Source organism: Apilactobacillus timberlakei, assembly GCF_002993965.1.
GTDB classification, from domain to species: Bacteria; Bacillota; Bacilli; order Lactobacillales; family Lactobacillaceae; genus Apilactobacillus; species Apilactobacillus timberlakei.
Genome location: NZ_POST01000003.1, coordinates 52,104 through 72,671, shown reverse-complemented (window position 1 = coordinate 72,671; position 20,568 = coordinate 52,104). Strand labels below are relative to the sequence as shown.

At 32.5% G+C, this 20,568-nt stretch carries 14 protein-coding genes and 1 other annotated feature; of the genes, 10 read left to right on the top strand and 4 right to left on the bottom strand.

Annotation, left to right across the window (positions count from 1 at the left end):
• Positions 1–25: 25 nt before the first annotated feature.
• A complete protein-coding gene (locus C7N71_RS04150) occupies positions 26–637 on the top strand; it encodes a LemA family protein (protein ID WP_105987876.1) in 612 nt (203 codons plus the stop codon).
• Between the two features lie 215 nt (positions 638–852).
• Complete coding sequence (locus C7N71_RS08260) at positions 853–987, top strand: hypothetical protein (protein ID WP_263850906.1); 135 nt, start codon at positions 853–855, stop codon at positions 985–987.
• A gap of 79 nt (positions 988–1,066) precedes the next feature.
• Here the strand turns inward: C7N71_RS08260 and brnQ are convergent, their stop codons facing one another.
• The 4 genes from brnQ to C7N71_RS04130 all read right to left on the bottom strand — a co-directional run bounded on the left by brnQ (position 1,067) and on the right by C7N71_RS04130 (position 4,337).
• The gene (gene brnQ, locus C7N71_RS04145) at positions 1,067–2,425 is read right to left on the bottom strand and encodes a branched-chain amino acid transport system II carrier protein (RefSeq protein ID WP_404799022.1); all 1,359 of its coding nucleotides are present in this window, start codon (positions 2,423–2,425) and stop codon (positions 1,067–1,069) included.
• Between the two features lie 137 nt (positions 2,426–2,562).
• Positions 2,563–2,792, bottom strand: a binding site (T-box leader).
• An 88-nt stretch (positions 2,793–2,880) separates the two neighbouring features.
• Positions 2,881–3,522 (bottom strand): hypothetical protein, encoded by a 642-nt coding sequence (locus C7N71_RS04140; RefSeq protein ID WP_105987874.1) that lies wholly within the window; start codon positions 3,520–3,522, stop codon positions 2,881–2,883.
• Between the two features lie 75 nt (positions 3,523–3,597).
• Complete coding sequence (locus tag C7N71_RS04135) at positions 3,598–3,960, bottom strand: TIGR02328 family protein (RefSeq protein WP_105987873.1); 363 nt, start codon at positions 3,958–3,960, stop codon at positions 3,598–3,600.
• Positions 3,957–4,337, bottom strand: coding sequence for a YbgA family protein (locus C7N71_RS04130; RefSeq protein WP_225361877.1), 381 nt, complete (start codon positions 4,335–4,337; stop codon positions 3,957–3,959). The genes C7N71_RS04135 and C7N71_RS04130 overlap by 4 nt, the downstream gene beginning before the upstream one ends.
• Positions 4,338–4,488: 151 nt before the next feature.
• On the opposite strand from C7N71_RS04130, the gene C7N71_RS04125 reads away from it, so the two are divergent.
• The 8 genes from C7N71_RS04125 to C7N71_RS04090 all read left to right on the top strand — a co-directional run bounded on the left by C7N71_RS04125 (position 4,489) and on the right by C7N71_RS04090 (position 20,457).
• On the top strand, positions 4,489–4,797 hold the full coding sequence (locus tag C7N71_RS04125) for a toxin-antitoxin system HicB family antitoxin (RefSeq protein ID WP_105987872.1): 309 nt from the start codon (positions 4,489–4,491) through the stop codon (positions 4,795–4,797).
• A gap of 19 nt (positions 4,798–4,816) precedes the next feature.
• Entirely contained in the window at positions 4,817–5,641 is an 825-nt protein-coding gene (locus C7N71_RS04120) for an SPFH domain-containing protein (protein WP_105987871.1), read from the top strand.
• 94 nt (positions 5,642–5,735) lie between these two features.
• Positions 5,736–6,719 carry an LD-carboxypeptidase gene (locus C7N71_RS04115; RefSeq protein WP_438829996.1) on the top strand — a complete coding sequence of 328 codons (984 nt, stop codon included), beginning with the start codon at positions 5,736–5,738 and terminating at the stop codon, positions 6,717–6,719.
• A gap of 13 nt (positions 6,720–6,732) precedes the next feature.
• Positions 6,733–7,653, top strand: a complete 921-nt coding sequence (locus tag C7N71_RS04110; protein WP_105987869.1) for a D-alanyl-D-alanine carboxypeptidase family protein — start codon at positions 6,733–6,735, stop codon at positions 7,651–7,653.
• A 4-nt stretch (positions 7,654–7,657) separates the two neighbouring features.
• A complete protein-coding gene (locus C7N71_RS04105; protein ID WP_105987868.1) occupies positions 7,658–8,653 on the top strand; it encodes a C40 family peptidase in 996 nt (331 codons plus the stop codon).
• 18 nt (positions 8,654–8,671) lie between these two features.
• The gene (locus C7N71_RS04100; protein ID WP_105987867.1) at positions 8,672–9,211 is read left to right on the top strand and encodes a GNAT family N-acetyltransferase; all 540 of its coding nucleotides are present in this window, start codon (positions 8,672–8,674) and stop codon (positions 9,209–9,211) included.
• Between the two features lie 63 nt (positions 9,212–9,274).
• Complete coding sequence (locus tag C7N71_RS04095) at positions 9,275–9,823, top strand: hypothetical protein (RefSeq protein WP_105987866.1); 549 nt, start codon at positions 9,275–9,277, stop codon at positions 9,821–9,823.
• Positions 9,824–10,086: 263 nt separating this feature from the next.
• Entirely contained in the window at positions 10,087–20,457 is a 10,371-nt protein-coding gene (locus C7N71_RS04090) for a DUF5776 domain-containing protein (protein ID WP_105987865.1), read from the top strand.
• The last annotated feature ends 111 nt before the right edge of the window (positions 20,458–20,568 follow it).

Sequence of the window (20,568 nt, the reverse complement as noted above, 5' to 3'; positions counted from 1 at the left end):
TTATTAAATGAGGAGAATATAAAAAATGATTGAAAATAAACCTTTTTATAAACGTGGTTGGTTCATTACAGTCGTTGTGATTGCAGTTGTGTTGATTGGATTAATTGGTGGTTTTATTAAATCATCAAATAGTATGGCTACTAGTGAACAAGGCGTTGAAGAACAATTAGGTCAAGTTCAAACAGTATTACAACGCCGTGCTGACTTAATTCCTAACTTAATGAATGCTGTAAAAGGACAACAAAAACAAGAAAAACAAGTTTACGGTGATATTAGTAAAGCTAGAACTGAATACTACAATGCTAAATCAAAATACAATAATGCTAATAATAGTTCTGATAAAGTTAATGCTTTAAGTGGTCAAGATCGTGCCTTAAATGTAATGGTTGGATCAATTAGAGAAGCATACCCTAAGTTAGAATCTAACAGTAATATGCAAACCTTAATGGTTCAACTAGAAGGCAGTGAAAACCGTATTAGTGTTGAACGTAATCGTTATAACAAGACTGCTCGTGAATACAACAATAAACTAGTTAAATTCCCTGGTTCATTAGTTGCAAGTATCACTAATCACAAGAAAGCTAATTACTTCCAAGCTGATGAAAGTGCACAAAAAGCTCCATCGGTTAACTTTTAATAATTAAAATAGCTGGGTATGGTTTATATGATTGAAATCTTAATAGATGCTGTAGGAGACATTTTAAAATTTTTGTACTATATATTTGTTAAAGTCATTGGTGGATCTATTGTTAATTTATTTCGTAAAAAAGATAAATAGTGGCTATTTTAAGTTTTTATTAAGCTAGATTTTATATACTAAGTACAATCAATAAAGAAAGAAGGCTTGATTTTATGTTAAGAAAACAAATTTTAATGGATCCAACTAGTTTAAATGAAAACACTACAATTATGATTGGTCGATATGAATTAAAATTAAAGGGTGGACATAGTTTCAAGCCGAACACTTTCAAATGGTTAAAGCCATAATTGATTGCTAAATAAAATACTTCATATATATTATCCTCCCAGAATAAAAGAACGCTCAAAATTAATTGAGCGTTCTTTTTTAATGCTTGTTTTTAAATTTATAAATAATTAAACCAATAATTGATCCAACGATAGCTGGTATGACCCAATCCATTTTGATATTCGCAAATGGTAAAATATGTTGTTCAATTTTAATTAAATCTTGAATGAAACCAAGATGGCTAATCATTGGTGGTAATGATACTAACATATCAAAAAATGCAGGAATCAAAGTGAAAATAATAGTAGTCATATAAACGGTTTTATCACGCTTGAATAATGGTGAAAAAATTGAAAGTAAGATTAACGTAATGGCAAATGGATATAAGAACATTAACACCGGTGTTGACCAAGTAATAATTAAGTTCAACCCTGCATTGGCAATGATAAATGAAACAATACAGTTTAATCCTAACCATTGATGATAACTTAATTTAGAAAAATGTTGATGGAAATCTTGTGCAAATGCAGACGCTAAGCCAACGGCAGTGGTAATGCAAGTTAAAGTCATTAATGTCGCTAATAATGCATGACCAGTTGCACCTAAATAATGGCTCATAAATTGGTTAAAAGTAGTTCCACCATTATCATTACTAATCTTAAATAAATTTAATGAGGTAGCACCAATCCAGATTAATATAATGTAGATAATCCCTACTAATGATTCAGAAATTAAACCAGCTTTAGCAGTTGCATTGGCATTTGATTTAGGATTAGTTTTACCTAGCACATTTACAGCACTAACCACTGCAACCCCAAATGCTAGTCCAGCTAAAGCATCCATAGTGTTATAACCTTCAAGAAATCCATTAAAAAATGATGCATGTTGGTATGACGCAGAAACTGCTTGAGTAGATGCGCTCCCCATGGGATGAATAAATGCTAATAAAAATGATAAAAATAGTAGGCCTAAAAATAGGGGATTTAATATTTTCCCTAAACTATCTAAGATACTACTAGTTTTATATGCTAATAAAAAAGTGGTAATAAAAAAGATAGCGGTAAAAATAAACATTCCAATTTGGGCATATTGTTGTGGAATAAATGATTGAATACCAACGGTAAAATTGACACTAGCAGTTCTGGGTGTTGCGAACAATGGGCCTAAAGTAGCATGTACTAATACCAAAAATACAATCGCAAAGCCTGATCCTAAAGGCTTTGCAATATCATAAACTCCTTTAGAACGAGTAATACTAATTGCTAAAACTGACAATAACGGTAATAAAACTCCTGAAATTAAGAAGCCTAGAGCAGCTGGAATCCAGTTGGCTCCGGATAATTGTCCTAAATGAATTGGAAATATTAAGTTACCTGCACCAAAGAAAAGGGCAAATAACATTGATCCAACAATTAAATATTGCTTGATGGATAATGGTTTATTATTAAGGTCTTTAATTTCTTCTTGCATGTTTTTTCCTCCAAAATATCGTTGAATGTTTGTTTATTTATATTTTCATTTACTCACGACATCTTTCATATAACCATCATCTCCAATCCTTTAAATAAGCAATAAAAAAGCACCCTTAGTATAAAACTAAGGGTGCTTTTTGCACGGTACCACCTTGATTGCTATCAAAAAATAGCCAACTTCACGTACTATCATACGCTAACACTTTAATGGGTGTACCCAATATACGTTACTCTCTTGATTTTACGTATATAGCTCCAAAGATACTTTCATATTTCACTTTATATCTTTTTCCAGAATACCAAGACTCTCTATTTAAAGTGAAAATATTACTCTGCTTTTTCATCGCTTTTAATTAACTTGTTTATTTAATATTAAAAAATATATCAGTAAAATAAAGAAAAGTCAATCTAATAAAAGACACTCAATTGATTGGATTTTCTTTATTCTTCAGTTCTTAATTGTTCCAAATTAATATCTTTTTTACCAACTAAATCAGCATGACTATTTTTAGAAACGTAGTCTGGAATTGGTTTAGCAGTCTTTACAGATGTATAGAATTTAAAGTGATTGAATTGTTTAGCATTACTTGTAATCATTGCTTTATATTTTTGACCATTGTAAGTAATAGTTGCAGGCCAATAAGTGTTGATCCTGTAAACAGATCTAATAAAAATAGCATTAGTTTTGCCGTAACGTTCCATATTCAATGGAGGCATTCCAGCAACAGGATCACTAGGATGGTCAGCCATAAACATATTATTTTGAATAATCATTTTGGCATTTAATCCTTTGTACCAATTACCTAAATAATCCTTAGTAATGGGTTTATAAACTGGCTTTTTGTTAACATCATTACCACTTTGAGTGGCTGCATTATCATAATTATCAGTATCTTTTTTATGATGCTTTAATGATTTTTGATATTGGTCATTTTCAGAAATACGTTTCATCAAGTTATTTGAATTGTTTGTAAGCGTGTCAGCTTTATCAGTATGGTTACTGAAATTATTAAATATGACACCGCCACCAACAGCAATAATTAACACAGCAACTGTACCCAAAATCGTTTTTTGAAATTTCATTGGAATATGTCCTTTCAGTTAAATTAATGATAAGTACAATCTTAACACTAATATTTGATAATACAAATTTACTTTTTAGATATAAATATCTTTATTTGCTAGATTTTCTAAGCATTCTTTTAAGTATTTATCATTGTGTTCTGGGTAAATAGGATCAGTTAATTTTACAGATTTTAAATTATTGTATGGTTCACATGAAGTACCACGATAATTTTTATTTTCCCATTTTTCATTAGGGTAATAGCCTCTAATATGCATCTCATTGATTACTAATTCATGGAATTGGAACAGTTTATAGGGAGAATGCTTAAATACATAATTAACAGTGGCATGTTTTTTACCCCAGCCATTACCACGTAGTGCACATATTTCTCGATGTTGACCTAATAACTGTTGACGAGGTAGTTTACTAATCAAACTTTGATGCCATAATCTCATTTGTTTTGCTCCTTAATTTCGATAATGATTCTAGAATTCTGTAAATATTTCACTTGATATTTATCAGTTAATTGGGCCAAAAATGGTCCTAAATCATCCTTTTCAGGTGATAAATTATCTAAATACTTTAAATATTTTTGTTTTTCTGCTGGTACAGCAATTTTTTTGAAGTATCCCCATATATGTTGATAAGCAGTTACTAAGGTTGCTTTGGTAGGTGGAATATTTTTTAAATATTGTACAATTTCTTGATATTGTAATTCTTTTTCTTTATCCCACTGATTATTTTTAGCGAGGTTTCTAATTTCATTGTATGCATTTTGCGAGTGTGCCATTACCCAATATTTGTTGTATGCCCAATCACTTTGCCACGACAAGTTAATCACCTCGAAAGTTTTCTTCTTATTTTATGTATTTTATTAAAAAATGCAAGTGCTAATTTATTTATAAAAAATTACTAAAAAGTATTGATTATTTAATCGAAACTTATATAATCTAGGATACTTTCAGCAAAAAGGAGGATCATTTATGAAAGTTACAATCAAACTAGATGCAATGTTAGCAGATCAAGTTAAAAAAGCTTCTGCTACTGAAAAGTCTAGTATTGAGGATTACATAACTAATGTTTTAAGTAATCATGTTAAAACGGGTAATTTTGAGCAACGTCAATTTGTTGGTAAGCAAATTGTTGGTAATAAAATGGACATTAAAAGTCATCTTGTGATGATGGATGGCATTTATTATCGTTTCGATTTAATTAACGAAAAAGAACCAACTGCTGATGCTAAATATACAGTGGTTGGCAATAACGGCAATGTTTTATATCTAAAAAAATAAGTATAAAGGAAGTTTTATTATGCCATTTGGAATTAAAGTTGTTAGACAAAATTATGAAGGATTAGTAGAAAACTGGGGTAAATATAAGAAAACTATTCAATCAGGTCTTCATTTCTACGTTCCATTTATGCAAAAGGTTAGAAGTGTAAGCTTGGCAATGCAACCAAAAACCCTTAGAAGATACTCAATTATCACTAAGGATAATGCGGAAGTTACTGCTAGTGTTACCTTGAATTTTCATGTTACCGATGCAGTTAAATATCAATATGAAAATACTGATTCCGTTGAATCAATGTCTCAATTAGTACGTGGCCATTTGCGTGACATTATTGGAAGAATGGAATTGAATGAAGTGTTAGGTTCCACGGCTAAAATTAACCAAAATTTAGCGATTGCCATCGGTGATTTAACTAATACTTATGGGATTAATGTTGATCGAATTAATATTGATGAATTAACACCATCTTCAGCGATTCAAGATGCTATGGATAAGCAATTAACAGCTGATCGTGAACGCCAAGCTGAAATTTCGAAGGCTGAAGGGGATGCGCAATCTATCCAATTGAGAACTAAGGCTCAAAATGAAGCTTTAATTGCCACTGCTAACGCTAATGCTAAGGCTACTAAATTAAAAGCGGATGCTGAAAAATATCGGATTGATACTGTTCAATCAGGTCTAAAAAATGCTGATGCAAAATATTTTGAAAATCAATCCATTAATGCTTTTAGTGAAGTTGCTAAGTCTGATAGTAACTTAATTGTTGCTCCTATGGATAAAACTAATGAGTTTGGTCAAATGGCAACCTTAAAGAAAATATTTAAAGATGACAAGAATAAACAATAATGTTTTAAAGAGCTGTTTTCACAGCTCTTTTTATTTTGTCCTTAATTTATTATTATAAATGGCTTATAATTTTATTAAAAAGGAGATTTCTTCATTGAAATATATTTTTCCAAAGCCTTTAAAAGAAGGAGACGAAATAAGGATTATTGCACCTAGTGATTCTTTAAAACGTGTTGGCGGATATAAAGCTAATTTAGGTTCCAAACATAAATTGGAAAAAATGGGCTTTAAAGTCACGTTTGGTGATCATATTAATGAATGCGATGTTGCAAATAGTTCTCCAATCAAGTCAAGAGTTAGTGATTTACATGCTGCATTTAAAGACAAAAAAGTGAAAGCTATTCTTTCAGTTATTGGTGGTTTTACATCTAATGAATTATTACCATATATAGATTACGATTTGATTAAGCATAATCCTAAAATAATTTGTGGTTTTTCTGATTTTACTGCATTGGCTAATGCTATTACTGTTAAAACAGGATTAATAACATTTTATGGTCCCGCCTATGCAAGCTTGAAAATGTCTGGAAAAGTTGGAACTTATCAAGATTCATATTTTAAGAAAATGTTAACTACTCCGCAGAATTTAACATTACATGCTTCTAAATATTGGCAAAGTGGACCTTGGTATGAAGAAAATGCAAATTTGTCTCTCCATGATAATTCTTGGAAAATTTATAATCATGGAATAGTTGAAGGAAGAACTGTTGGTGGTAACTTTGACACTTTTGGACTTTTAATGGGTACCAATTATCAGCCTGAATTGAGTAACAATATAATTTTGTTTGAATTTTCTGAAGGGCAGGATTGGAGTGAAATGTCGAGACATTTAGCCGCAATCTTACAAGCATCCACCAATCCTAAAGCGCTATTGATTGGTAGATTTCCAGTTGAATCTAATATGAGTGAAGAAAAATTATTTTATGTACTTAATAAATTTCCGATTTTAAAACAAATTCCAGTTATGTATGATGTTAATTTTGGTCATGCACAGCCAATTTTTACAATTCCAATTGGAGGGATAGTTACGATAGATACACATAAAGAAGAAATTATTGTTCATAAAATATTAAAATAAGGAGTTTAATAAATTGAAAAATATAATAAAAAAAGGATTAGTATCAATTACCATGTCGATGATGCTATTTGTTACAATACCAACTAGCACTATCAATGCTAATAACAAACTAAATTTACATAATCATGCTAAAGCTGTAGCAGCAATGAATTTAAATACGGGACATTTCCTTTATACTAAAAATGCCAATAAACGTTATGCGATTGCCTCAACGACTAAATTGATGACTTTGTATTTAACTATTAATAAAATTAATCATGAACGCAATGGTTGGAATCATCGAGTAAGAATTAGTAATAATCTTAGTAAGATGAGTAAGAGTCCAGATTTAGGGAATGTTAGATTAGTTTCTGGACGAAAGTATACAGTGCGAACTTTGTATCGTGCTAGTTTGATTGCCTCTTCTAATCCTTCAGCTATTACTTTGGGCAAATGGGTTGGTGGATCTAATCATCATTTTATCAATATGATGAATGCTCAAGCTAAACAATGGCATATTAATCATCAAGCCCATTTTGTGTCTTCGTCTGGTTTGGAAAATAATGATTTATATCGTTATGGAATTCGATATGGAAAATATCATGATTATAATCGTGTTAGTGCTAGAGCAATTACTACTATTGCCTCACATTTATTAAAGTTATATCCTAATATTGTGAATGATGCTAAACATCGAGTTGAATATATGGGCCATCAAAAGATGAAAAATGAAAATGAATTATTAAAAGGTGGTTATAATTATCAACCATCATTACATGTTGATGGATTAAAAACTGGTTACACACCATTAGCCGGATATTGTTTGGTAAGTACAAGTAAGCTACCAAATCATAATCATCTAATAGTTACTACTTTAAATGATCGACAAGGTTCATATGATCAAGCCAGATTGATTCATAAAATACAAAGTAATATATTAAAGGGGCAAAATTAAGCTTATGAAATTAAAATATAAAAACAACTTATTAATGATTTTATCTTTAATGGTTATAACAATTGGAATAAGTATTAAATTTAATTGTTTGAACATTAATGCATCTAATACATACAATAAGCCTTATCACACTAATAAAGTTTTGTATCACACTAAATATAATTATTATAGGCAGCCTAATCAAAATAAATGGGTTGGCTCAGCTAAACATGATTATAAAAAACGATTTAAATTAACTAGGATTGCTAAAACAAGTCCTAAGGTCACATATGTTAAAACTAAAAAAGGCTGGATTGATCATAATGCATTTGCACAATGGGTAACTGGATTTGGTCACATGAATTACTCAATGCAAGTTAGCAATCATAATACTGAAGTTTATAATCAACCTAGGAATACAAAAGGTTACCATAAATTAGCTACCACTGAATCATTGGGGTTACTTAATAAGTGGATTACTGTTAATGGACGTGCTGAAACGAATACTAAAAAGGGTTACTATCGTTTTAATTATGATGGCCAAAATTATTATATTGCTGGTAAATATTTGAAGTTTAAATTAAATGAACTAATTGGAAATAATCATAAAATTGAAAAAGCCTTTGAAGCAGGCTATAAATTTTATGGAAAATCACCTTATGCATGGGGTGGTGGTAGAACTCTAGCAAGTATTAAAGCTCACCATTTTGATTGTTCATCATTTGTTCACTATATTTATTCCAAAGCGGGCATTCATTTGGGGTCAATGTCAGGAGCAACCACTTTTAGTTTGCGTAATATGGGTAAACCAGTAAATTATAAGCATATGAAACGTGGTGATATTTTCTTTTTCGACGATAAGTCAGAAGGAAAATTTTGCCATGTTGGATTTTATTTAGGGAATGGTTTATTTATGCATGACTCACCTTCGGCTGATACTGGTGGAGTTGGTATCTCATCCTTAAAAGATCCACATTGGAGTTCAAGATTTAATCATACTGTTAGAAGAATTGTTTACTAATTAAAGTAGGTGATATTGATGTTTCCTTATAAAATTGATAACGAAATTAGTTTAATTTTGCCCAATCCAAAAAAGCATGGTGCCATGATGTTTAATCTCATCAAAGAGAATCGCTCATACTTAGCTAGGTGGCTGCCTTGGGCGAATGCAATTGAATCTGTTGATGACGAAATTGATTTTTTAGATGATAATTTAAAGCAATATTTAGCTAAAAATTCATTGAACTTATTAATTCAATATCGTAAAACAATTGTTGGTACGATTAGTTTTAATACGATTAAGCATAATAATTGTAGCGCAGATATTGGTTATTGGATGGGAAAAGCATATTCCGGCAACAATATTATGCATCGTTGTGTTTTGGGGATGCTATCAATTGGATTCAAACAATATGAACTAAATAAAATTATTATAAATGCAGCAGTTGATAATCGTGCTAGTAATCAAGTTGCTAAAAGATGTGGTTTTCATTTAGATGGCGTTTTACGTGAAAATGAAAAACTTTTAGATGGGTTTCACGACGAAAATAGCTGGTCCATGTTAAAAAAAGAATATTGAAATCCTTTTGTAACTATGTATTATTTAATGTAAAATTTGAAACAAGAAAGGTGATTTTACGTTATGTTTAAAAAAATTAATATGTCTATTAAAGGATGGATATTTGCGGTTGTAATATTTTTATTAGCTGTTTATTTTGGTTTTATTAATTTTCATTATGCGGGTATAAAAATGATTGAAATTAATTTTTTGTTTACTGATTTTGCAATCTATTTTAAAGAATTAGTTATGGCAATCTTCTTTTTAGTTATTTATTTATTATTTTCAATGATTCCATCAAAAAAATTTATGATGATTCCCAATTTATTTCTCTTAATGAGTGCAGGGCAAAGTCTAGTACAATTTTATTATACTTTACCAAGACTAAACATTTTGGGATCCATTGCTGAATTTATTATTACGTTATCTATATTAGGGATGGCTTATTCATTTTCTAGTATTTCTTTTGATGTAATGGATAACTTGAATGAGAATAGTGGAGGAACATTTTTAGGCAAGTGGACAAGCCAAGTGAACTCATCGCTAATGAAGCATTGGCAAATGCCTTTGATATCAATCATTATATATGTTATTTTTGTTTCAATTACAGTAGTTACTGGAGTAATAAAATAATTAATAMAACACGTTTATATTTTATAAACGTGTTTTTTGTTTGCATTAAAGATAACCAAATTGTTATTGCAAAATAATTAAAAATCAATTTGTTTGATATTAGGAATTATTAGCGTTAGTTTTAAGTTGTTAAGTAATAATAATTCTAATTAATCGTTTTTTACAACTTTCAATCAATCTATTATTTATTGCTCAAAATTAAATTATATTTTCACATATCTATATTTAATTGACTTAATATTTGTAAGTTGGGGATGTTATTAATGCAATATAATAAGCGTGACATTAAGAAAATTAATGACAAAAAAATGATGAGAAAAGTTAAAAAACAATGGGTTGTTTTATCTGTTGCGGCATTTGCTGCGTTAGGAGCTTCGGCATTTGAAATGCTTAATCCTAATGAAACAATTGTTCATGCAGATGATCAATCCATTTCAACAAAAATTACGAGCGTTGGAAGAAATCAGAATGCATCAAATTCAACTCCCGTTCATACATCAACCACATTATTATCCGATAAGGTTGCAACACCAAGTTCACAACCAGTGGATGAACCTACTAAAGCTCAAAACAATTGGAATAATGGCCAAAAGGATAATACTGATAACAGTGCTGATTATAAAAATACTTATAATAATTCAACACAAGGATTTAAAGATGCAATGAATAATGACAGTAAAAATGTCGTTCAGAGCCAAAACAGTAATACACCTACCAATCCTAATCCAAGCAAAAGTGATTCAGGATATCAAAATGGTGTTAGTCAGTACAATCAAAATCGTAGTGCAATGAATGCTGGTGCTGCGGATGCCTTTAATGGAAATTCTGAAAATACAAGCACTCAAACATCTGATAATGCTAAAAATTATTATGATGCTGCTTATAATGGTTCTAATGATGCTAAAGCAGCATATAATAACGCAACTAAAAATGAAGGAACTAACACCAATAGTTACACTTCATATAATCAGTGGTTGAAAGATAATAATAAATCACAGAATGATACACCAACTCAAAATAAACAAAATGCTACAGATTATCAGAAAAATATTGATGGTAATTTAAACACTGCCAATAATGCAAGTGTTCAATCCAATAACAGTAAAATTCAAGTAACTCAAAACAGTAGTATCAGTGGAGCCAATGCTGCTACATATGCAAATAACAAAAAGTATGCTACTGATTCAGGATATGCATTAGCTTATCAATATGGTTATAATTACTTTTTGGCTAATCAAGGAGTTGTAGATGCCAAGTCTGGTAAATGGAATGGTCAAACTAAAAACAATTCTGGTGGAACTACTGCTGCATCATATCTACCTAGTGCTGGTTCTAGCAATCCATATGATCAAGCCTATTTAGGTGCTCAAGCTGCTATTAATAGTCAAGTAAATCAGACTCAAAGTGGAACCAATGGCACTACAATTTCTAATTATACTGGTAGTGGTAATAGTAATATGTATCAAAGTGCTTATAATGATGTGGCTAATGATACTCAAAAAGGCATTGTATATTTATCAAACTCTGGTCAAATGGACAATGTATTGCAAAATAATATGAACAACGTTACAGCACTTAAATTGGTAAATGATGTTATGTATCCTGACAGCAGTAATTCACAAGGGTATCCTCGGAACACCGTGAATATAAATAATAATTTGAATATAGATGGTCAAAATCATCTTCTAGATATCACGAATAATAATTATAATTTTCAACCAAATAATATGAATATGAATATCAATATTCATAACTTTAAGACTCTTTATGGCAGTAACTATTGGGGTCCATTCTCAATTGTAAGTAATGGTAGTGACAATAAAATAACTTCATCTTCTATTATTTATAGTAATTTTAATTATGTAGGCTCCAAACTAGTTTCTTCTTACAATAGTGATGTATATATCAATGGAAATGTAAATATTGATCAAGTAGATACTTATACCTCGCCTGTAAATTCTTCAGTACAAACTCAAACCTCTGGTAATCATGATAACGGTGGCTATGGAAATGGTGGTAACTACCAACCCGGTTTACAGGTAGGAAACATGATTTTAGGAGTGAATGCTAATTATTTTGGTTCTTCTGCTTCTCAAACTGGTTCCCAAAATGTTCAAGTTAATGGTAATTTAACTTTAGGTACAGGATCAAATATGACTTTAGTTCCTACTGGTGCAGCAAATGGTCAGGATAGTCCAGATAATAATAATTATAGTGTTTATTTAAAAAATCAAAAGTCTATTTTAAATGTTAATAATAATGCTTCTTTAAATATATTTTTGAATAATGATAATGGTAATCAAACCGCTGGAATTTATAACCTTGGAACTATTAATGTCAATGGCGGAACTATTAATGCTGAATCTAATAGTGCCTTTGCAAATGGTAGCAATCAGATGATTTATTCTAATGGTAAAATTAATGTTACTAACGGTGGTCTTATTAACGTGAAAGTTTCAAATCTTGGTTCTACGACCTCATCTGGAATAATTAACAACCAAAATAGTATCAATATTTCTAATCTTGGTAATTTAAGTGTTCAAGATATAGACAATAGTGGAGGAGCCATTACCTTGGTTGGTGGTCAACCATTAAATATTTATAATGTTGGAGATAGCGGAGTTACTCTCATTAATAATAAGGCTTCTGGTAGCCAATTTACTAACGGTGGTATTAATGCTTATACAGTAACTGTTTCTAATACTAATAATAATCAAAATCCCACAGCCTATTATAATTTCAATATGGATTCAAATGGGAATGCTACTGTACTAGGAGTCGATGGAGTAAAAAATACACTTAGTCTTCCAGGCAATAGTTTATACATTAATAGTGTTCCATCAGTTTCGTTCATTGGGCCTATTTATACTACTAATGATCAAGGTGTTACTACCATTCATGGGTATGCAAAGATTTCTAAATATAGTTCAGCTGCCGGAAATCTTTATGTTCAATATGCTTATGGAAATAATGCAAAATATAGTAAATTAAACCAGTTTGATAATCAACCATTTAAAAATGATAAGTATCAAAATGTTGATAATAATAATTATTATCATTCTATTGTCCCATCACAAAATGATTTAATTCCATTAAGTTTTCAAGTCCCTAATGGAACTAATGCTTCATCTTATGGAATTAGATTGAGATATGGAGTTAGTGGTGTCAATGCTGTTGTTACGACTAATAAAGCAGGCAATCAGTCTTATACTGCTAATACTGAAGGTTACTCATCAAATGATGGTCAACTACAAGAAAGTGACGTTCAATCTGCAAGTGGACAATTAAATAGTTCTAATGATGGTGTGAACAATGGAATATCTGATATTGAAACTAATTCTTCTAATGCTAAAGTGCCTACTAAATACCAAAAAGATTTAGACTACACCAATGCTTACGATAGTGCACAATCTGGATATAAATATTATATGGATAATTCTGGAGATCCTAATAATCAAGAAGATCCACACATTCCCTCAATTCCTGATAAATTAAATGTTACCGATCCAGGAGCATTTTCTAAAGGATATTGTCAAGCAGCTAAAGACTTGCATCAAGGATATATGGAGTCACTTAATGGTAATAATCTTAATGCATTACCATCAGAATCTGATAATGTAGGCAATAAGTTAGGTTTTTCTCAAGGGCAATCCGTATTACAAGGAATTTCAGATGCTAATAATAATCCAAATCAAGGTGACAGTTATAGCGGTAATGATATTCAAAGAACTGCCTATAAAGCAGCTGTTAATGCCATTAAAGCTGGAATTAACAATGATCCTATACAGCCAGATTTAGGTAGTCAACCACAAGTATATCAAGATGCTTATAATAAGGCATATAAGGATGCGCAAAATACAGCTACTCAAATTGCTAAAAATGGTGGTAATACTGATGGCATTACATTAACGCCTGCTCAACAAGCCGCCCAGAATACAGCTCAACAGGCCATGAATCAAGCTACTACCGATGCTCAAACAGCTGATTCATCAAAAAATGATCAATATAAGGGTGATACTAATGCTGATAAAACTTATCAAGGAGCCCAAGCTGGATATGCTAATGGCGGAACAGATAAACCAGCTTCTGATGATCCAGTATATAAAAACGCATTTGATAAAGCCCAAACAGCTGCTAAAGCAGCTGCAAATACAGGTGCACAAAGTTATGTAGATGGTAACAATACTAATAATCCAACTGAAGGGACAGCTACTGAAAGAGCTGCCGATAACTATGGATATCAACAAGCTCAACAAGGATATAATGCTGCTAAAGCTAATCCTAATACAATAGATCAAGATAAATATAAAAATAATCCATCTTATAAATCCGGAGTTGATATGAATACTGCAGTAAACAATGGTGCAAATGATGCTAATAAAGCAACTTCTAAGGATCCTAATTATGCTAACAGCCATCATAATGCAGCTCAAACAGCTGGATACAATGGAACTTTAGATGGTGGACAAGCTGGGATGAATGGTGATCCTAAACCTGATTTAAGTAATCAATCTCAAGCTTATCAAGATGCATATAATAGGGCATATGATTCTGGAAAACAAACGGCTGCTAAAATTGCTTCAGGGGATATTGACCCAAGTAATTTAAGTCCTGGTCAACAAGCAGCCTATAACAATTCACCACAGGCGGTAGCTAAGGCTAGTGATGCAGCTAAGAATCCAAATACTGAAAGTGATAGTAAATATAGTGGCACAGATAATGCATCGAGAGCCTATCAAGCAGCAAAAGCTGGATATGCTAATGGTGGTACTGGTACGATGATGCCTACTCAAAAATCAGATCCTATTTACAGTAAAGCATTTACCGATGCCCAAACGGCTGCTAAAGCAGCTGCAAATACAGGTGCACAAAGTTATGTAAATGGTAACAATACTAATAATCCAAATGAAGGGACAGCTGCTGAAAGAACAGCTGATGACTATGGTTATCAACAAGCAAAAGCTGGATATAATGATGCTAAAGCTAACCCTGGTCAAGTAAACCAAGATAAATATAAAAATGAYCCATCTTATAAAGCCGGAGTTGATATGAATAATAGTGTTAATGCTGGAGTTAGCGATGCTAACAACGCAACTACTAAGGATCCTAGTTATGCTAACAGTCATCATAATGCAGCTCAAACAGCTGGATACAATGGAACTTTAGATGGTGGACAAGCTGGGATGAATGGTGATCCTATACCTAGTGATTTGAACACTAAGCCACAAGCATATCAAGATGCATATAATAAGGCATATCAAGATGCACAACAACAAGCTCAGCAAATTGCTGATGATATTGCTAAGGGTGAACCTGCAGATACTAGCAAGCTAACACCTGCTCAAAACAAAGCTTATCAAGCCGCACAACAAGCGATTGATAACGCTAAATCAGCAGCTGCAGATAATAATCCAACTGTTAACGATAGTAAATATAGTGGCACAAATAATGCATCGAGAGCCTATCAAGCAGCAAAAGCTGGATATGCTAATGGCGGTACTGGTACAATGACGCCTACTCAAAAATCAGATCCTATTTACAGTAAAGCATTTACCGATGCCCAAACGGCTGCTAAAGCAGCTGCAAATACAGGTGCACAAAGTTATGTAAATGGTAACAATACTAATAATCCAACTGAAGGGACAGCTGCTGAAAAAGCTGCTGATAATTATGGATATCAACAAGCTCAAGCTGGTTATGATGCCCAAAGAAAAGGACACTTTGATAACGACAAATATACTAATGATCCATCTTATAAGGCTGGAGTTCAAGTTGCTAATGATGTAAGCAACGGTTCACAAGCTGCAACTCAATCTAATAATCCTGATCCTAATTATTATCCAGTTCTAAAAAACGATAATGTTGCTGAAAAGGATGCTTATCAAGCTACCAAGGCAGCTTATCAAGCCGCTATGAATGGAACAGGGAAAGCTGATAATAATAATAAGTCACAAGCATATCGTGATGCTTATGATAGTGCATATCAAGATGCTAATAAACAAGCAGATGCTATCAATAAAGGTAATATCACATCTGATCGTTTAACCCCAGGACAAAAGGCCGCATATAATCAAGCACAAAATGCAATGAATGCTGCGATTAATGATGCTAAAAATAATCCAGATGCTAATAATGATAAATATAGCGGAACAGATAATGCATCCAGAGCCTATCAAGCTGCTAAGGCTGGATATGCTAATGCTGGTAATAATACTATGGATTCTAATTATAACGATGATCCGGTATATAAGAATGCCTTCAATCAAGCACAAAATGATGCACGTTCACAAGCCGCACAAGCAGTTAAAGATTTTGCTGATGGTAAAGATAATAATAACCAAAATGGTAGCAATGCTTTAGGCAAAGCTTACGATCAAGGATACAATGAAATGAAAGCTGGATATGATGGCAAGCCTTCTACTTCAGGAAATGATAATGATCCATCATATCAAGCTGGGGTTCAAATGGCTAAAGATGTTAAAGCTGGAACCACAGATGCATATGATAATCCTAAACAAGGTACTTCATATCAAGGCAGTTTAGCTAAGCAAGAAGCATATCAAGCAACTGTTGAGGCTAATAAAGATGCTTCCTCTGAAAAGCCTAAGTCTAAACCTGACGCTAGTGATTTTATTAGAAATTCCAGATCCTATCAAGATGCATACAACAATGCATATAATCACGCTGCACAAATGACTAAAGCTGCCGCTGCAGGTCAAATTGATAAAAATAACCTTGATAATCAATTAGACAGAGATGCATATAATCAAGGAATTAATGATTATCAAGAAGGTTATCAAGCTGCTCAAGCTGGTAATCCAAGTGATGGTTCTAAGTATAAAGGAAAAGGAATCGCTGATTTAGCATACCAAGGAGCTCAAGCTGGTTTTAATGATGGTGCTAAAAATTTAAATGAACCTAAGAGCGAAGACCCAGTCTATGTAAACGCATATCAAAATGCTCGTGATGCTGCTCGTAAATATGCTAAAAGTGGTGCTCAAGACTTCGCTCAAGGAACCTTTAAGAACTCAGGAGCTAGTGATCCTGATGAACACGATGATTCAAATAATCAAGATGCTTTAAATAAAGCTCATGATTATGGATATAATCAAGCTCAATCTGGGTATGATGCTCAACAAGCAAACAAGAATAAAGATTTAACTAATAATGGTACTCCTGAATATAATATTGGTGCTAAAATGGCTCGTGATAGTGATTTGGGTAAGAAATTTGCTTTAACTGGTACTGGAGATAGTATAGCAAATAGTGATATTGCTCAAAGAGATGGTTATCAAGCTACAATTAATGGTTACCAAGACGGTGCCAATGGGCATAAACAAAGCTTAGATGGACATTCAAAAGCATATATTGATGCTTATAATCAAGCTTATGAAGATGGTCAAAAGTTAGCACAACAAGGTGCGTCTGGTAAAACAGATGATGTTGGTTTATTACAAAATAATCAACCAGGTCAAAAGGCTTATGCACAAGGTATAAGCGATGCTAATAGTGGATATCAAGCTGCAGTAAATCAAAATGGCACTAATGATGATGGCAAGCATAGTGACATAAATGATAGTAATGTTGATAAAGCTTATCAAGGAGCTCTTGCTGGGCTTAAAGATGTTGGTAATGGTGTAAATCAACCAAATAATAGTGATCCAGTCTATGTAAAAGCTTATAATGATGCTAATCAAGTGGCTAGATCAGCTATTCAGGCTGGAGTAAATGAATTTGCCCATGGTGATGATAGTAGTACTACTAGTGAACATAATGATCCAGTTAGCATGGCTCATAATCAGGGATTCGACCAAGCAAAACAAGGATATCAAGATCAAATGAGTGGAAAAGCTGATTCAGCTAATAAGAATCCAGGTTATATTGCTGGTGTTCAAATGGCTGAGGAATATCAAAAAGCAATTGATAATACTAACAATAGTCCAGGACAAGATGGCAACAATGATCCAGTTAGCCAAGCTACTCGTGCTGCTACCTTAGCTGGTTATTCTGATAGTATTCATAATATCAATAACTCTACCACTCCTAATCAATATCAAAGTCAAAGTAAAGTATATCAAGATGCTTATTCTAAGGCTCATCAAGAAGCTATTAATAATCTAAAAGCTGGAGCTGAAGCATTTAATAATGATAATGTTGCACCAACCGGCAATGACATTGCATCAATGGCTAAAGAACAAGGATTTGCTGCTGCTCAAGATGCATATAAAAAAGCTCAACAAAACTCCACAGTTACTCCTCAAAGTACAGATGGTAGTAACTATAGTGAAACCTATAATGGTGCTTCCACTGCTTTCAACAATGCTTTGAAAGGTAATTATGACCAACCAAATTCAAGTTCAGATGTTTACAATTCAGCATATAAGAAAGCTATGAAAGAAGCTAAACAATTAATCAGTGATGCTGCAATGAATAATATTAAAAATCAAAATGGTACTGGTAGCAGTAATCTATCTAATAATATGATTTCTAAGTTATCTGATTTAGGGATGAATGATGCTAGTCAAGCCTATCAGGCTGCCCAAGATCAGAATTCATCATATACTTCGACTAATCCTAATGCTACTGATGTTTATAATGGTGCTAAAGCAGCCTTTGATGATATTAAGAATGGCAATGCTAATAAACAGCATGATAGTGGTAATGATTTATACCAAGCCAGTTATGCTAAGGCATTACAAGATGCACAAAAATATGCTCAGATGGGTGCTGATGGTTATTCAAATGGAAACAACAGCGTAGATGATATTTTAAATAATATAGTTAAACCATCTAAAGCAGAAATTGATGCTGTAAATACAGGCTTTAATCAAGCTAAAGCTGGACATGATGATTCAATGAGTGGAGTTGCTCAACCTAAACAAGATAATCCATATTATAATTATGAATTTGAAAACTCCGCTAAATCTAATCAAGCGGGTACTAAAGCTGCTATGGATGATGCTACTCAAGGCAATGAACATACCGGAAATGATAAATTGGATCAAGCCTATCAAGGTACTGTTGATGCTTATAATAATCATGGTGAATTACCAAATGGTTTTGACCATATGCCAGTTGCTTATCGAGATGCCTTTAATGCTGCTAAAGACAAAGCAAAACAAGCTTATCAATCAGGTGCTGATCAATTCAATAATGATCAACCAAACACTGAAACCAATAACAAAGGTGCGACTGCCCTTGCTCATAATAATGGTTATCAAGCTGCTCAATCTATTTATAATCAAGTATTACAAAATCCAAATGCAGTTGACTCAAGTAATTTAGACCCTGCACAAAAAGCAGGTTATGAAAAAGCTCAACAAGCAATTGCTGGATTGCAAGATTATGCTAGTGGGAAACAGCCTACCAATACTGATAGCAATTATATGGCTGGCTACAATATCGCAAAGCAAGCTACTCAGGCAGCCTTGAATGATGCCAGAAATGGTAAACCTGCTCAAAATGATAATGTGCCAAGTGGTATGAATCCAAAGCTATATCAGGATATTTATAATGCTACTTATAGTGGTTATAACAATGGATATAATGGTAGTGACAATAAAGCGGATCAAGGTTTTGCTTACAAGATTGCTTATCAAAACGCCTACAAGCAAGGTCAATATGATATTCCGGCACCAGTTATGCCCGCAACTAATACGGCTAAACCTAATAGGAATAGTAATAAACAAGCAAAACAATCTGCTAATGTTGATCAATTTACTAACCAAGGGATTGCTGATGCTCTTAATGGCAATAAGATGAAGAATAAAGCATCTACTTATAGAACTGGTTATCGTTTAGGTAATGATGCAATTAAAGGGATGCGTGCTGCTGAATATGGTAAACGTGCAAAGAAGAACATTAAGAATGCTAATGATTCATTCTACATGTTTGGATACAATGGATATAAAGCCGGTGTGCGTGCAGCTAAACGGACTTTGAATGCTAATAAACATTTAAACAAACATGATTTAGTTGGTAAATCACAAGCATATGTCTATGCATTTAAACAAGGTCAAAAGGCTGAAACTCGTTATCAACATAATTGGGGTGCTAAACAAGGTGCTGCAATGGCTAGAAAGCATCATGCAACACCAATTAGTTTGAACAAGACCCACTCAGCAGCCTATGTAAAATCATATATGGAAGCATATAGACGTACAATGAAGCGGGTTATGCCAAGATATATCTATAATATTCGTACAATCTTTGTCCATAGTAAGACCAAGTTTACTAAACATAATCGAGTAATTCGTTATGTTAAGAAACCAAGATATGCGGCTAAGATTTTGAAAGTTACAGGTATTGCATACTATAAGAATGGTACGCCAAGATATCGTGTTCGTGGTGGCGGAATAATTGCTGATAAACATGGTACTGGATTGGTTACTACTGACGGTGTTGTAAATGCTTACTACCGTCATAACTTCAAGCGCTTTAGAGTGATTAAACCAGTTGGGACTTTAGTTCATAAAGGTTTGAAATTTGATCGTAGCAACGTAACTCGTAAGGTATATCATGGTGAGATCTTTACTGTGAATAAAGTTGTAAGATATCATGGTTTGACGAGATTCTATCTTGGCCATGGTGAATATATTACAAGTAATAAGACCTTTGTTAAAAAGGTTGGATAATCTTAACTAATTTAAAAGAGCTAATTTCACAATGAAATTAGCTCTTTTTGTATGCACATAATTTTACATTTTTAATAATAAGCACTACACTATAATTGTATTAACAATTAG

Bases quoted from the DNA above. Each gene is read 5' to 3' on its own strand.
- C7N71_RS04120 (WP_105987871.1), top strand. From the start codon at position 4,817: ATGCCATTTGGAATTAAAGTTGTTAGACAAAATTATGAAGGATTAGTA.
- C7N71_RS08260 (WP_263850906.1), top strand. From the start codon at position 853: ATGTTAAGAAAACAAATTTTAATGGATCCAACTAGTTTAAATGAAAAC.
- C7N71_RS04135 (WP_105987873.1), bottom strand. From the start codon at position 3,960: ATGAGATTATGGCATCAAAGTTTGATTAGTAAACTACCTCGTCAACAG.
- C7N71_RS04095 (WP_105987866.1), top strand. From the start codon at position 9,275: ATGTTTAAAAAAATTAATATGTCTATTAAAGGATGGATATTTGCGGTT.
- C7N71_RS04140 (WP_105987874.1), bottom strand. From the start codon at position 3,522: ATGAAATTTCAAAAAACGATTTTGGGTACAGTTGCTGTGTTAATTATT.
- C7N71_RS04100 (WP_105987867.1), top strand. From the start codon at position 8,672: ATGTTTCCTTATAAAATTGATAACGAAATTAGTTTAATTTTGCCCAAT.
- C7N71_RS04105 (WP_105987868.1), top strand. From the start codon at position 7,658: ATGAAATTAAAATATAAAAACAACTTATTAATGATTTTATCTTTAATG.
- C7N71_RS04125 (WP_105987872.1), top strand. From the start codon at position 4,489: ATGAAAGTTACAATCAAACTAGATGCAATGTTAGCAGATCAAGTTAAA.
- C7N71_RS04150 (WP_105987876.1), top strand. From the start codon at position 26: ATGATTGAAAATAAACCTTTTTATAAACGTGGTTGGTTCATTACAGTC.